General features: G+C 64.7%; 11 protein-coding genes. 8 read left to right on the top strand and 3 right to left on the bottom strand.

Going from position 1 to position 14,555, the window contains the following annotated elements; genetic code table 11:
- The first annotated feature begins 153 nt into the window (after positions 1-153).
- From FYJ68_RS07990 to FYJ68_RS08025, 8 genes are all read left to right on the top strand, one after another.
- Positions 154-1,146, top strand: a complete 993-nt coding sequence (locus FYJ68_RS07990; RefSeq protein ID WP_154435689.1) for a hypothetical protein — start codon at positions 154-156, stop codon at positions 1,144-1,146.
- Between the two features lie 4 nt (positions 1,147-1,150).
- Positions 1,151-1,657, top strand: coding sequence for a very short patch repair endonuclease (locus FYJ68_RS07995; RefSeq protein WP_154435690.1), 507 nt, complete (start codon positions 1,151-1,153; stop codon positions 1,655-1,657).
- A gap of 97 nt (positions 1,658-1,754) precedes the next feature.
- Positions 1,755-2,555, top strand: a complete 801-nt coding sequence (locus FYJ68_RS08000) for a metallophosphoesterase family protein (protein ID WP_154435691.1) — start codon at positions 1,755-1,757, stop codon at positions 2,553-2,555.
- Position 2,556: 1 nt separating this feature from the next.
- On the top strand, positions 2,557-3,087 hold the full coding sequence (locus FYJ68_RS08005) for a DNA-deoxyinosine glycosylase (protein WP_326832279.1): 531 nt from the start codon (positions 2,557-2,559) through the stop codon (positions 3,085-3,087).
- A 19-nt stretch (positions 3,088-3,106) separates the two neighbouring features.
- Positions 3,107-3,922 (top strand): Cof-type HAD-IIB family hydrolase, encoded by an 816-nt coding sequence (locus FYJ68_RS08010; RefSeq protein WP_326832280.1) that lies wholly within the window; start codon positions 3,107-3,109, stop codon positions 3,920-3,922.
- 122 nt (positions 3,923-4,044) lie between these two features.
- Entirely contained in the window at positions 4,045-6,162 is a 2,118-nt protein-coding gene (locus tag FYJ68_RS08015) for a GNAT family N-acetyltransferase (protein WP_154435694.1), read from the top strand.
- Positions 6,163-6,312: 150 nt separating this feature from the next.
- Positions 6,313-7,785 (top strand): hypothetical protein, encoded by a 1,473-nt coding sequence (locus FYJ68_RS08020; protein ID WP_154435695.1) that lies wholly within the window; start codon positions 6,313-6,315, stop codon positions 7,783-7,785.
- On the top strand, positions 7,778-9,025 hold the full coding sequence (locus FYJ68_RS08025) for a deoxyguanosinetriphosphate triphosphohydrolase family protein (protein WP_154435696.1): 1,248 nt from the start codon (positions 7,778-7,780) through the stop codon (positions 9,023-9,025). The genes FYJ68_RS08020 and FYJ68_RS08025 overlap by 8 nt, the downstream gene beginning before the upstream one ends.
- Positions 9,026-9,065: 40 nt before the next feature.
- On the opposite strand, the gene FYJ68_RS10505 is transcribed toward FYJ68_RS08025, so the two are convergent.
- The 3 genes from FYJ68_RS10505 to FYJ68_RS08040 all read right to left on the bottom strand — a co-directional run bounded on the left by FYJ68_RS10505 (position 9,066) and on the right by FYJ68_RS08040 (position 14,357).
- A complete protein-coding gene (locus tag FYJ68_RS10505) occupies positions 9,066-10,229 on the bottom strand; it encodes a GGDEF domain-containing protein (protein WP_326832281.1) in 1,164 nt (387 codons plus the stop codon).
- A gap of 417 nt (positions 10,230-10,646) precedes the next feature.
- Positions 10,647-13,472, bottom strand: coding sequence for a bifunctional diguanylate cyclase/phosphodiesterase (locus FYJ68_RS08035; protein WP_195837768.1), 2,826 nt, complete (start codon positions 13,470-13,472; stop codon positions 10,647-10,649).
- A gap of 357 nt (positions 13,473-13,829) precedes the next feature.
- On the bottom strand, positions 13,830-14,357 hold the full coding sequence (locus FYJ68_RS08040; protein ID WP_154435699.1) for a DUF2798 domain-containing protein: 528 nt from the start codon (positions 14,355-14,357) through the stop codon (positions 13,830-13,832).
- Between the last annotated feature and the right edge of the window lie 198 nt (positions 14,358-14,555).

Here is a 14,555-nt window from a genome sequence, read left to right on the forward strand (position 1 = left end):
CGCCCGACGGGATGGACGCATTCCTGTCGCCGCCCGTGTGTCGTCACCTTCCGCTCGCGTGACGTTTAAGGGATTTGTCTGGTGCCATTTGCACCTTGCATCTTGGGGGAATAAGCTCGAACATCTAGGACGAGGACTGTGAAGGGAGACACCTTGCCTGCGATCATGACCCATGACTTCTTTGGGAAGGACGCGTACTCCAGCGCCTCGACTCAGCTGGGGCTCCTCTCCCTTGCCGAGCACGACGCGTTCCTCCTGGGCAACCAGGGGCCGGACCCCCTCTTCTACCTTCTCGCGGACCCGCAGGTCCCCGCATCCAACCGCATTGGCGGCCTCATGCACTCCGTGCGTCCGGCGCGCCTGCTCGTCTCGCTCCACGACGCGCTGAGCATGCTGTCGCGCTCCGAGTCATCGGTGGGGCGTGCGTACGCTGCGGGCTTCCTGTGCCACTATGCCCTCGACAGCGCCATGCACCCCCTCGTGTACTTCAACGAGTACGCCATCTGCGACGCGGGCGTAGAGGGATTGGACCGCCGCGATGGGGGGTTGGTGCACGCGGAGGTCGAGCGTGACTTCGACGAGATGGTGCTTTACACCAAGCTCCACAAGACGGTGGCGGACTACAAGCCGTACAAGGAGATCCTGGCCGCCGACGACGCCACGCTTGCCGTTATTGACAAGCTGTTCTTCTACATGGCGCTGTGGACGTACAGCCGTACCCTCGACCTCGACTGCTACACGCATGCCGTGAAGGCGTTCCGTCTGGTCCAGCATCTGTTCTACTCTCCTGGCCAGAGGAAGGCCGCGGTGCTCTCGCCGCTCGAGCGCGCCTTCACCCACAACCGGTACTCCCTCTACCATGCGATGGCGCATCGAGACAGGGCGGAGCTCACATCGGACTTCGACAACCACGAGCACCAGACGTGGAGGAACCCGTTCACTGGGGAGGAGTCCACCACGAGCTTCTGGGACATCTACGAGGACGCCCTCGAGGGTGTCACCTCGCTGCACGCCCGGTTCTTCGAGCGCGACTTCGACCTGGAGGACGCCGAGGAGGTAACGGGCAACCTCAACTTCTCGGGCCAGCCGACCGATCCGGACGACACCGAGGAGCCTCCCGAGCCGCCGGTGGGGGTGGCCCTGTAGCCGTATGGTCAGCCTCGCCACGCACCACGTGATGCAGGCCAACAAGAGCAAGGACACCAAGCCCGAGCTCAAGGTGAGGAGGGCGCTGCGCGAGGCAGGTCTTCCCGGCTACCGCCTGCACTGGAAGAAGGCTTCCGGCAAGCCTGACATCTGCTACCCCGGACGCAAGGTTGCCATCTTCGTCAACGGCTGCTTCTGGCACCGCTGTCCCCACTGCGACCTCCCGCTCCCCAAGTCCAACGTGGAGTTTTGGGAGGCCAAGTTCAGGCGCAACAGGGAGAGGGACGAGCGCGACCACCTCCTGCTCCTCCAGGATGGCTGGACGGTGGTCGTGGTGTGGGAGTGCCGCCTTGGCAGGGACCGGTTTGAGGGGACCATGCGTCAGGTGGTCCGCGAGGTGGAGCGCGCGGGCGACGGCTCGCGCTCCGGCGGGAGGCTCGTGGAGGCGGGTGCACCCGAGCCATGGAAGCTCGTCACCTACCACGAGCGCCTGAGGCGCATCAGAAGGTGACACAAGCCCCGTGTCCTACGAGGGCGATTGGCGTCGCGGGCGGGCTCGGGCTACACTGTGCTTGCGAAAACGCCCACAGGACGGGAGGAGGGGCGCTATGGCAACCTATGCGTTCTCTGACGTGCACGGACACAAGGCCCCGCTCGACCGCCTGCTCGAGCGCGTGTCCCCCTCGGACTCCGACAGCATCTTTATGCTGGGTGACATGATCGACCGTGGGCCGGACCCCGTGGGGGTCATGCAGCTCTGCCGCGACCTTCCGGGTGCAACCGTGCTCATGGGCAACCACGAGGACCTGATGCTCGACTTCTTCCGTGACCCCCGGGACGACATGGCGTCGTACAACTGGGAGATCAACGGGAGCCAGACCACCGTCCGCGGGCTCTCCGAGCTCGGGGACGCGGGGATGACCGACCTGGTGGAGTGGGTCGCCCAGCTTCCCGTCTGCGCCCATGCGAGGGTGGGGGAGCATGACTACGTCTTCGCGCATGCGGGCATTCGGTCCTCCGCGGTGGAACCGCGCGACACCTGGGACGACGACTCCATCGAGAAGATGCTCGGGAGCCAGCTCGTGGACGACCTCATCTGGATTCGCGAGGAGTTCTGGGGGCGTCCAACGGGCCTTGTGGACAAGGACGGCAGGGGACCCATCGTGGTCGCCGGCCACACGCCCACGGCCTATCTGGACGAGATGGCAGACCGTCCCGACCGCTCCGGCGTTGGGGAGGACGGCCTGTGCCGCGTCGTCCGCGTGGGCGCCTGCGACCAGACCGGCGGTGTCGCCGACCGCTGGGACATCGACTGCGGGGCGGCTGGCGGGCACGGCTTTGGCCAGGTGGGCATGGTGCGCCTGGACGACGGCGCGGAGTTCTACGAGCCCATCGGCGAGGGAGAGTAGCGTGACGACCCGCAGGGATGCCGTCCCGACGCACGTGGAGTCACCTCTCCCCGCGGTCTTTGACCAATCCTCTCGCGTTTTGCTGCTGGGGTCCATGCCCAGCCCCAAGTCGCGCGAGAACGGCTTTCACTATGGCAACCCGCAGAACAGGTTCTGGCGCGTGATCGCGGCGCTCTGGGGCGAGGACGCTCCGCAGACCACGGGGCAGCGCCTCTCGCTCCTCTCGCGCCACCACATCGCGCTTCACGACGTGCTGGCCAGCTGCGACATCGTGGGTGCGAGCGACGCAACCATCGAGAACCCCGTGCCCAACGACCTTAGGCCCATCCTGCGTGTGGCACCCATCAGGGGCATCTTCTGCACGGGCTCCGCATCTGCCCGTCTCTACCATCGCTACATTGAGCCCGACCTGGGCATTCCCTGCACCAGGCTCCCGTCCACGAGCCCCGCCAACGCATCGTGGAGCTTTGAGCGGCTCGTGGAGGCGTACCAGGCGGTAAGACGGGTTGCGGACAAAACGGACGAGGGATGACTCGGGAGGGGAGAGGGACGTGGCTTCCAAGGGTTGCGGGATCCGACTGGTGGCAGTGGACGAGGACGGAACCTTCCTCCGCGACCACCAGGGCTACGATGTCGAGCGGTTCGAGCGCATCTGGGGGCAGATGGCCAAGCGTGGCTGCAGGTTCGTGGTCGCGAGCGGCAACCAGTACTACCAGATTCGCGACCTCTTTCCCGCGCACGCCCACGAGATGGGTTTTGTGAGCGCAAACGGGGCCTACGTCCTCGACGGCAGCGAGGAGGTGTTTGCCGCACGTGCCCCGCGCGAGGCGGTCGAGGCGATGATCGACTACGCCCACGCAAACCCGGAGGTGCCCTTCTCCATGCTTGGGGTCCGTGGTGCCTACGTGGAGCGAGGCAGCTCCCAATGGTTCTTCGACGACACCGCAGTGTACTGCCACCGGCTCTTCTGGGTGGACGACTTCCGTGACGTGGACGACCAGGTGTTCATGTTCTCGTCCGTTGTTGACGGGGTGGACGAGGCCATGGTCCAGATCTTGAGGGTGAGAGACGCGCTGGGTGGCTCCATGGAGCCCGTCTCCAGTGGCGACGGCTACTTCGACGTCGTGACGCCGGGGGTGCACAAGGCTTCCGGACTGCGCATGCTCATGGACAGGTGGGGCATCTCCCCCTCGGAGGTCGCCGCCTTTGGGGACTCGCACAACGACGTCGAGATGCTCGAGATGGCGGGCCGCTCGTACGCCATGGCGGGCGCCCCCGACGACGTCAAGGCAGTCGCCGGCCATGTTGCTCCCCCGTGCGAGGAGGATGGGGTGCTGCAGGTCCTCGAGGGGCTCTTCTCCGAGTAGCCCGCGCTGCCGGCGGAGCGGGTAGGGGGTGGAACGTGTGGATTCTCTCCCCTGCGATGGCGCAACTCTGCCAGAATGTCAGGTGCCCAACGACACACGAAGCATAAACGGAGAAGACGTCGATGAGGCTTCGAGACATGACAAGGGGCCCCGCCGGGCAGGGCATGCTCGCCCAGGCGGACGCCCGCAAGCTGCTGCACGGCTCGGTGCGCGTCAGCGGCGAGCGTGAGGGCTGGTTTAGGCCCTGGCGCGTTACGGACGCCCAGATGCGCGCGCTCGGCAGCTGCATGGCCTGGCACCCTGGCCTCTACCGGCAGATGGGCCGCACCACCGCCGGCATCTGCCTGGAGTTTGAGACGGACTCGTCCGAGGTCGCCATCGAGGTCACGCTTGACCCCGAGCCCTCCGGTACGTCGGCGATGCTGGACCACGCCTACGAGGCCCCGGCGGACCTGCGCACTCCCTCGCGTGACGCCAGGGAGGGTGAGGCCACGGAGTTTGCCGCCGTCGACGGGGAGTCGGTCGTCTCGCCTGGGGAGGGGGACGACGACCGCCCCGCGTTCGACGGCCTCTCGTGCGACGTGGACGGGCGCCACCTCTCGGTCCGGCTTCCCGCCGTCGGCGACGACTTCGTCACCTTCTCCATCGACGACCCCGACTCCGCGCCCGCAGACGGCATCATGCAGCTTCCCGGCATGGGGGAGACGCACCACGTGCGGATCTGGCTACCCTGCCTGCGCGGCTGCACGCTCCGCTCGGTCGTGGGCAACGGCACGCACATCGACCCCGTGCCGCAGAGGAAGGCGCTCCTGGTGCTGGGGGACTCGCTGGCGCAGGGGTTCACGGTGGGTGATCCCGCCCTCGCCTGGCCGTCCGTCCTCGCCATGGGGCTGGGGCTCGATGTGGTCAACCAGGGCATCGGGGGCCAGGTGTTTCAGCCCGGGACGCTGTCGGGCCTCGCTGGCTCCGTCGACGTGGCGCGCATCGTTGTGGAGCTGGGGGCCAACTACCGCTTTGAGCCCTGTCGCGAGCGCCTTGTGGCACGCGACATCTATGGCTTCCTCTCTGAGGTCTCGAGGCTCTGGCCCGACGTCCCCACCTGGGTCACCACGAGCACCTGGCACAGCGAGGACGACTGGCACTCTCATCCACTCAGCTGCTGGCGGGAGGTGGACCCGCTCGTTCGCGCTCAGTCGGAGTCCCACGGTCAGATGACCTATGTGGAGGGCTCGGACCTGATGGACCATCGCGTCTCGCTCATGACCGACCCCTACGGACATCCCGGACGGGAGGGGAACGCCCAGATCGCGCGCAGGATGCGCGTGGCGATGGACGCCCTTAGGGGGACGGACGACGAGCGCCGCCGCCGTGCCCTCGACCTGCTCGCCAAGGGTCCGCGTCGCTGCCTTCCCATGGCCGAGATGCTCAGGCGCGGCATAGGGGAGGTTACCTACGCTGAGGAGGGCTGCGTCCTCGTGCGGGTGGGGAGGTGGCAGGAGGTCTGGGCGAGCGACCGTGACCTCGCCCGTGACGTCATCGCCATGCTCGTGACGTCCAACCTGGTCTGCTGCCTGGAACCCTCCTGCGTCAGGGACCTGGAGCTGCTCCATGGCCTCACCGTGGTGGAGCCCGAGCACGTGTGCGTGTACGAGGGGAGGGAGGCGCCCAAGCTTCCCAAGTCGCTGCAGGGGAGAGATGTGAGGCCGCTCGACCCCTCGTGGCTGCGCACGGTGCGCGAGCGCTACTCCCACCCGTCCTACGTAACCGACGTCGAGCTGTTGGGGCTTCTCCGTGACGGGAGGGTCCTCGGTGGGTTTGAGGACGGGGAGCTGGTGGGCTTTGTGGGCGAGCAGGACAGCGGCGCCATGGGGATGCTCGAGGTGCTTCCCGAGCACCAGGGGGACGGTTGGGGGACCGTTCTGGAGGCCGCCAAGATTGCCGACGTGCTGTCCCGGGGGCAGGTGCCCTGGGCCGAGGTGTGGGCGGGGAACAAGGCGTCCCTCGCCATCCAGCGCAGGTTGCACCTCAAGGTCCTTCCCTCCAACGAGGTCTGCTGGGTCTCTCGCCCGGTGCAGCGCTCGCCGCTCGAGGGCTTGCTCCGCGAGGGTGGCGAGACGGCCCCCGCACAGGAACGCGAGCAGGTGAGCGCCGACGTTCCGAAGAAGGATGCCGCGCTCAAAGCATCGGAGCCGGTCGGCTCGCCTGCCGCGGAGGACGCTTCGACGGGCGAGACGGACTGACCCTCTCGCACGCTCCCCCTGCCTGCCGTCGCGTCGCCCGGTCGGGCTACTGGCGAACGTACGTCTCGCCCTCGTCCTATACTGTTGGCCCCGAGGCAACATTTTGAGGGGCGGCGGCTGAGCGATGCGCCGCCTGCGGGGGAGGTCTCCGTGGCTGTGGTTTCTGCGGGCATAGACGGCATGTGCGGCGAGGGGAGGAGCGCCTCAGGCGGCTCCATGACCGGCCGCGAGATGGAGGACGAGTTTGTCTCCATTGCACGGACGCTCGGCGGCGACGAGGACGGTCGCCGCGGGGGCAGTGCCTACCTGCGGCAGACCCACGCCCTCTATCACGGCGGGCCCTCGCCCTGGGCGTTCACGCCCAAGATCTTCGACGACCGCGAGGCTGCGGTGCTGCGCGACGCCGCGGAGCAGATGGGGCGGATCATGGAGGCGGTCACCGCCCGGTTTGTGGAGGACCCGCACTTCAGGTCGCTCTTTGCCCTCCCGCCCTACCTCGACCGCATCTGTCAGGTGCCCACCGGCTACTCGCGGATGATCCCCCTGGCCCGCGTGGACGTCTTCCTCAACGAGGAGACGGGCGACTTCCAGTTCTGCGAGCTCAACACCGACGGGTCGGCAGGGATGACCAACACGGTCGAGATCACCCGTGCGATCGAGCGGAGCGCGACCTGGCGCGAGTTCACCCGCCGCCATCCCCGGTACGAGGCGTTCGACGTCACGTCGGCCTGTCTGTTCGCGCTGCTTGACACCTACGCGGAGTGGGCGCGCGGCCACCAGGGCGCGCCATGCCTGGCATACCCCTCGCTCGCCGTGGTCGACTACGCCGACTCCGTCTCGGCAGACGAGGTGGACGACTTCCTGGGGCGCATGCGAGACCTGGGGGTAGACGCGCGCTTCTCGGACGTCCGCGACCTCAGGGTGGGGGAGTGGGGCGGCGACGAGCTGCTCCTCGATGACGAGGGGCCCATCGCGTGCGTTTGGAGGCGCGCCGTCACCAGCGAGCTCGCGCAGAGGCGCTGCGACGGGGCGGACGCGCTGGTTGACGCGACCCAGCGGGGGCTCGTGTGCACCGTGGGCGGCTTCAGGACCTGGCCCTGCGCCACCAAGACCGTGTTCGCGGTGCTGCGCACGCCCGAGTGCCGCGCCATCCTCACGCCCGAGCAGAACGAGTTCGTGGAGAGGCACGTCCCTCTCACCCTGATACTGGGCGGCCCCGGCGCCACAGACCTTTCTCGCTTCTCCCAGAGGGAGCGCTGGATCGTGAAGCCCTCGGGGGGATACAACTCGGTAGGCGTCACCGCCGGCATGGACGTGGCCGCGGGGGAGTGGGAGGAGCGCCTGCGCGCCGGCGTGAGGGACCACGACGTGATACAGGAATACGCGCCCCAGTACGCGACTCCGGCGATGGCGGGCATCCTGGACGACGGCGACGACCCGATGGAGGCGGACCCGGCCAACAACATGGAGGGCCTGTACCTCTTCAACGGGCGGTTCTGCGGCGTCTACACCCGATGCGGTCGCAACAGCACGATCGGCGAGTTCACGGGTAGGCTCAACATGGGTGCCTTCGTGGTCCACGACGATGCAGGGGTAGCGCCCGTCGCGAGGGGAGATGAGTAGCGTGAGGCTCACCAATAGGCTGGCTCCCGACCTCACGGGGGAGCTCACCCCCCGGGCCGAGGAACTTGTGATGCAGCAGCTCAAGCGGGGAGGGCTCTCGCACTACGCCTGCGCCAACGCCTCCGTCATCAGGCGCGACGACGAGCGCGACCGCGACACGGTCCTGCGCCCCGCGTTCGTGCGCGATGCCGAGAAGATCGTGCACACCCAAGCGTACAACCGTCTCAACGGCAAGACGCAGGTGTTCTCCTTCAGGCCGGACGACGACCTCTGCAGGCGTGGGTTGCACGAGCAGCTTGTGGGCCGTGTGGCACGCGACATCGGCCGCGCTCTGGGGCTCAACCTCGACCTCATCGAGGCCATCGCGCTGGGCCACGACATCGGCCACACGCCGTTCGGCCATGCGGGGGAGAGGTTCCTCAACCAGGTGTTCCACGAGCGCACCGGGCGCTGGTTCTTCCATAACGTCCAGAGCGTGCGCGTGCTCGACGTGCTCTACGGGCGCAACCTGTCGCTCCAGACGCTCGACGGGGTCATCTGCCACAACGGGGAGTTCGAGCAGCAGGAGTTCCACACCAGTGGGCTCACGAGCTTCGACACCTTCGACCGCGTGGTGCACGGCTGCTGGGAGTCGGGCGACGAGGCGATAGGCAGGCTTCGGCCCATGACCCTGGAGGGGTGCGTGGTCCGGGTGTCGGACATCATCGCCTACGTGGGCAAGGACCGCCAGGACGCGATCCGGGCGGGGCTTGCGGACGAGGGAAGCTTCGACGACGGGCTTGGTGGTGCCTACAACGCCTGGGCGCTCTCGGCCTTCGTTGCGGACGTCGTCGAGAACAGCGTCGGCACCGACCACATTGCCCTGAGCGAGGAGGGCTTTGCCGAGATGCGCCGCGCCAAGCGGGAGAACTACGAGAGAATCTACGGGTCGAGCGAGGTCAACGGCGACTTCCCCTCCAGGGTCGGAGAGCTCTTTGGCCTGCTGTACCAGCATGAGCTCGATGCCCTTGCGGCGGGCGACGAGACGAGCGCGATCTTCTCTCACCACATCAGGCCGCTGGAGCGGCAGCTATCGCACTACGACGGCGCGTACGACTGGGAGGCGGACCCCGACCAGACGGTGGTCGACTTCATCAGCGCGATGACCGACGACTACTTCGTGGCAACGTGCCAGGCGCTCTTCCCCCAGGCGCGCGAGCTGTTCCCCCGTCGGAGCTACTTCGACGGAGTGCGCCCCTAGGCAGCGCCCGCTGGGCCCTGCCCCCACCCGTCGGAGGGCCCTATGCGATCCGCAGCTTGTGAAAGGAGAGCAGCTCCTCGCCCCTGACCTCGGTCTTGTCCGATCGCTTTGCCACGTACATCCAATTGTCGGCCCTTTTGATGCAGTCGCGCAGCTGCTCGCTGCTGTGGGGGGAAGCGCTGACGTATCCAATGCTCAGGTTCGCGCGATCCGCCCCGCCGCGTTCGTTGCAGAGGCTCTGCAGCGCCTCGAGACGCTTGACGAACTCTGCCCTTCCCTCACCTACCGTGATGATGAGAAACTCGTCGCCACCGTAGCGGTAGCAGTGGTCCCCCGCGTGGTCGAACATGCTGCGAATCGATTCGCCCACCAGCGAGAGCACCCTGTCACCCTGTTGGTGGCCCGTCACATCGTTGATGCGCTTGAAGGAGTCGATATCCATCAGCGCGACGTTTGCCCTGCCAGAGCACAACGACGGAAAGTCGTCCCGCAGCGCGGTGCGATTGAGCAACTGAGTGAGCTCGTCCCTCCTCGCCTTCTGAAGGGCATCATCCTCCCTCTTCAGGAGGCTTATGCGAAGCGCCTGGTACCGCAGGAAGGAGCGCCACCTGAGCCAAGACACCGCAAGGCAGATGAGAAGAAGGATTGCCAGGTCCACCCAATCCTGCCAGGCAACGGCAGACCGCGGCGAATCAGAGAGAACCACGGTCATGACAAAGACCGCGGAGAGGCCATTGACCAAGGCATAGCAAATGGCATTGCTCGGCCTGTTTAGTGGCATGAGAAACGCAATCACCGTAACGAGGATGTACTCAAAGAAGAAGCTGCTTCCCATCTGCGTCGTAAAGAAGGTCACGCTTGCCAGAATCATGTCCGCGCATTGAAAGGTCACGATGATTCCCCGGCATGTCTCAGCCTTCATCTTGTGAAGCGGGAAGAGCTTCGATGCCTTGCGAAAGAGCTGCATGAACACGATGTTCACGAGGCCGAGCGTCAAGTACGCCATCGTCGCGTTGATTTGGGGGAGAACCTGCCCCGAGCTAAACGGCGAGAACGTGCCAGCCAAGCCGATTGAGCACATCAGGGATGCGCAAAGCGCCGCAGACGAGCAGAACCCCAGGTTCTCGCTGACCAGGCTTTCGATAACCAGAGGGTTCTCAAGTAGCTCGTGCGGCTCGATGTGGTCAAGACGTTGTTCGATCACTGACGTATCGTCCATATATAAAACCTCATAAAATGTATAAAGCTAACGCAATTCTTCGCCAACCTACGAGAGGAACCCTAGTGTCCCGTCGTAGCTCCAACCTTCGCAGGCGTCTGATGCAAAATAATTGCTAGGCGTGGTCGACTTGTGGGGTCCTTTCAATCGAAAGCTCAATATATGTGAATAGTAAGTCATAAAAACACGAATATAGAAGCGACGACTCAAGACAGCGCCGCACATTGGGACCGCCGTCGCCCTCGTGGAGGATGGGTCGACGTCGGGCAAAGACATCGCCCCTGTTTCGTTCCTCCGACGGCGTGCGTCCGAGAGACGTGCTAGATTGCGCAGCGCAGGGGAGGGAATCACGTCACGCGCCGGCCGTCCACCTCGCGGCGGCCCGAATCGCTCCGTCCTCCCTCACTCCCCTTCGGGTAGCTGTACCATGACCTCGATGGCACAGGACTTGTCATCCACGACCACGGGGAAGGCGCGCACGAGATAGCGCTTTCCGTCATGCGCCATGTACTTTTGCTGAATGGCGCCAGTGTCCACCGCACGCTGCGAGACGCAGTCCTTGCAGCAGCGATCCTGGCCCCAGATGTCAAAGCAGTCGGAGCTTACCCCCATTGAGCTCACGCTATTTGGGCTCGACGCCTTGTAGACCGAGGGATCCACCAGACGGACGGCATCAAAGTATGAGCCGAGCACGGTCATTCGACGGATGACGTCCTCCCGGGAGAGGCCCCGCGTCGTTACGACACGGTCGGAGATTGCCTCGCGCAGGCGCCTGTCGGCGATGCGCTCCATCTGCTCCAGGTCGTCGCTTTCCTGGCTTCGGGCGATGCCCGTGGTGCACCGTACGCTCACCTGAATTCCGTCAACCTGCGAAATTGATGCGACGGCCTGGCGAAGCTGAGCTGCGACCCGGTCCGCCTGCTCCTTGTTCGCGCACTGAACCAGGACGCAGAACTTGCCCCTGCCAATCTGGTCCCAGGCTCCGTGCACGTCCACGACTTGGGCTACGCACGAGCCAACCTTCTTCACGAGGTGGTCGAGGAGCACAGGTCCAAAGGTCAGGTTGAAGTCTGCCACCGAGTCAATGCTCATGACGATGAGGGCAAAGGGTATCTGGTCGTGGCGCCAGGCGTCCTGATAGGCCGCCGCCGCACCGGTGAGCTTCGTGGATCCGCGCGCCCCGAGGAGCAGGCTCCTCTCTCCCGAGAGCTTTAAGGTGTCGCTGTCCAGGTCGATGAAGTAACCCACGAGGCCTTTGATCGTGCCGTTTGAGATCAGTGGCATCTTGGAGGCTCGAATGTGGTGGACCTCGCCGTTGACCATGCAGGTTCCTGCGACGTTTCTTGTCCGGGCACCCCTGGTGATGATGGCTTCCTCGTCTCGCTCGAATGGGCCAGGGTCGGGATGCCACCCCATGTCCTCGTCGGTCTTGCCCACGACGGCGTCCTCGGACTCGAAACCGTAGAAGTCGAGGAACTCTTGGCTGGCGCCTATGAAGCGCCGTTCGGCATCCTTCCAGAAGAGCCCGAGGGGGGCATCGCGCACGAGCGTGTCCCATAGCAGCCTGGACGAGACGAGCTCGCCAGGCTTGGACACGTGGCTCACGACCTCCTGGTTGGTGGGTCGTGCGGTGAAGACCAGGAAGCGGTGCCCCACGTTGTGCGCCGGGGCAAACGTGAAGGTCTTCCAGGCGTAGCGCCCGGTCTCGCGCTCCAGGATGCGGAACGCATCGGAGAGATGCCTTCCCTTCGCCCTGTCCAGGCGTCCATCAATGGTGCTTAGGTCCGTGAAGTCTCCGAACCTCTCCTTGTCCAGGGGATGGACGAAGCGCGCCCCGATGTCGCGAAGTACCGCCTGTGGTGTCCTACCTTTGAAATGATGGGGGAAGTTGCTGGTGGAACGATAGATGTACGTTGCCGTGTCGCTGTCAAGGTCGAATATGTCAATCTGCTCGAACAGCAGCATGAGGTAGTTGGTTACCGTCCTCGTTCGAATGGGGCCCTTCAGCCGCGCGGTGTCAGTGATGTCGCTGGCGCTAACGGCAAAGGCGGAGCTCCTCTGCTGCGACACGATGTGACGTATGGAGAAGGCGTACTCGCGCTCTCCCACGACCAATTGGGCGGTCTCCACCAAGTCTGTCCTTGCGGAGGTCCGCATAATGTTCAGTGCCTCGCGACCGACGCGGTCGTCCGGGTCGTTGAGCAGGTTCTCGAGCGACTCCTTGTCCATCACGCCCATCATGGCGAGAAGGTTCGCGAACACCTGCGACTCGAACAGGACGTGGGCATCACCTTGCTGGAGTTCGATTATGCAGAGGCTGCCGCTGTGCCCGATCGAGAGCGGGTCGTACGCGTCCTCGAGCTGGAGGGGGTTTGCGGCGAGCGTGTTTACCTTGCCGATGCGCGTGTAGTACCCCAGCACGTTCGAGGTTTCCAGCTCGATGCTCCCGGACTGCAGGTCATGGATGACCCCCTCAAGGGGACGCGGCTTGCTGATGAGGTACCCCTGCAATTGCTCGCAGCCAACCGAGAGCAGGAAGTTGCGCTGCTCCTCGGTCTCGACCCCCTCGCATAGCGTTCCTATGTGCAGGTACTTTGCCATGTTGACTATGGACGAGATGATCACGCGGCTCTGTGGCATCGAGTCGAACTCGCGGAGGAACTCCATGTCTATCTTGAGGACATCGAAATGCGTGTCCTTGAGCGTGTTGAGCGAGGAGTAGCCGCTTCCGAAGTCGTCCAGCCACAGCTCGTAGCCCCTCTTCCGGAAGCGGGCAGACTCGCGCAGAATCACCTCGTCATCTGCCAACGCGCTCTCCGTGAGCTCGATGTTGAGGAGCACGCGAGGCACGCCCTCGCGCTGTAGGACCCCGTCGATCTTCTCCAGCATGTCACACGCATGGAAGTCTATGCGCGAGAGGTTCACCGAAACGGGGACGACCGGCCTGTCCTCGGCAAGCAAGGTGCCGAGCAAATGGGCAACCTGGGAGACGATCTTCAGGTCCATGCGCCATATGAGATTCCTGCGCTCGAGCACGGGAACGAAGGCGGCGGGGGAGAGCAGGCCATAGGTGGGGTCATCCCATCTGGCAAGTGCCTCCATGCCGCAGATGCGTCCCGTGAGGGTGCGCTGCACCGGCTGAAAGTATGGCCGTATCCACCCCTCTTCGAGCGCCTGGCTCAGACGATCGAGAACGTATGACTCATTTGGACGAACTCGCTGTGCCATGAGACCCCGGCTTCCACTGCCAGAAATGGCTTTTAATTTTGTGATAAGTGTAGTCCCATTCTGCATAGCCGATGCGCGAGCGGTCCATGGATGGCAGCCTTCGTGGGGGCATCACCGTCCGCTTGGCCGGGGGATGGCAAGCTGCATGGGGCCGAAACGAGGGTTCGGGCCATGGGCATCATCGAGAAGGGGCGTGATTCGTCCAAGCGGGCTTCGGGCGGCATCGGGGGCAAACCCCCACGCCAGGAGCCAAAACGGGGGGCACGGCGGCGCTCTCCGTGTCCCCCTGCCCCTGCGCGGCTGGTTGTTGTTACGGCTCCGATCTGCGCAGATGCCGCGTGTCGGGTGCCGAGCCCTCTATGCCTCCCTGGCTGCGGACGCCCCCGCCGCTTCGATGTTGGCGGCGGACTCCACGTGAACCTCCTCGCCCCTCCTGAAGGCAAGGCGGAACAGCAGCCTGCCCAGGGGACCTCCGAAGAAGATCTGCCATGCCAGGGCCATGGGAAAGTTCAGTGCCGCGGTCTGCAGCCAGGTTCCAACCAGACCGGCAGACGAATACTCCTTGAAGAGGAAGGTGGCAAACAGGCTCATGGCGGGGCACATCAGGCATACCGTCAGGGAGCAGCGGATGAGCAGCATCCAAATGAGGGGCATGTCCCGGGTGACGACACGGTTCGTGAGATGGATCACGGCGCGCTCCATCACGAACATCTCGAGCACGATTGCAACCGGCCACATGATGCGCAGCTCGCCAAACGCCATGAGAAACACCCGATCGGTCATGCCGCCGATGGCGAGGGAAATGTTATAGCAGATCATCGCGTAGACCATGATGAACACCATGATCACAGTGAAGATGAAGTTCTCGAACCTGGTTCTGGGCATAAAACGCGCTCCTTCTCTGAGTGACGACTGTGTTGTTCGTTATCACTAGGGGCTAGTGTGCGTTTCCAATTCGAGACCAGTATTCGATTGATGGCTGCGTGAGCCTTGGGAACATTACCACACACGTCGCATGGCGATGCGAACTACACATTCATCGTGTGCAATCGTGTCGGCATGCGGGGGAGGGGCCTCTCGCGC

The sequence above is a fragment of the Olsenella porci genome (genome assembly GCF_009695875.1).
Taxonomy (GTDB): Bacteria; Actinomycetota; Coriobacteriia; order Coriobacteriales; family Atopobiaceae; genus Olsenella_H; species Olsenella_H porci.

Excerpts from the sequence above, each read along its gene's own strand:
- FYJ68_RS07995 (WP_154435690.1), top strand. The coding sequence starts at position 1,151 with ATGGTCAGCCTCGCCACGCACCACGTGATGCAGGCCAACAAGAGCAAG.
- FYJ68_RS08000 (WP_154435691.1), top strand. The coding sequence starts at position 1,755 with ATGGCAACCTATGCGTTCTCTGACGTGCACGGACACAAGGCCCCGCTC.
- FYJ68_RS08015 (WP_154435694.1), top strand. The coding sequence starts at position 4,045 with ATGAGGCTTCGAGACATGACAAGGGGCCCCGCCGGGCAGGGCATGCTC.
- FYJ68_RS08025 (WP_154435696.1), top strand. The coding sequence starts at position 7,778 with ATGAGTAGCGTGAGGCTCACCAATAGGCTGGCTCCCGACCTCACGGGG.
- FYJ68_RS08035 (WP_195837768.1), bottom strand. The coding sequence starts at position 13,472 with ATGGCACAGCGAGTTCGTCCAAATGAGTCATACGTTCTCGATCGTCTG.
- FYJ68_RS08040 (WP_154435699.1), bottom strand. The coding sequence starts at position 14,357 with ATGCCCAGAACCAGGTTCGAGAACTTCATCTTCACTGTGATCATGGTG.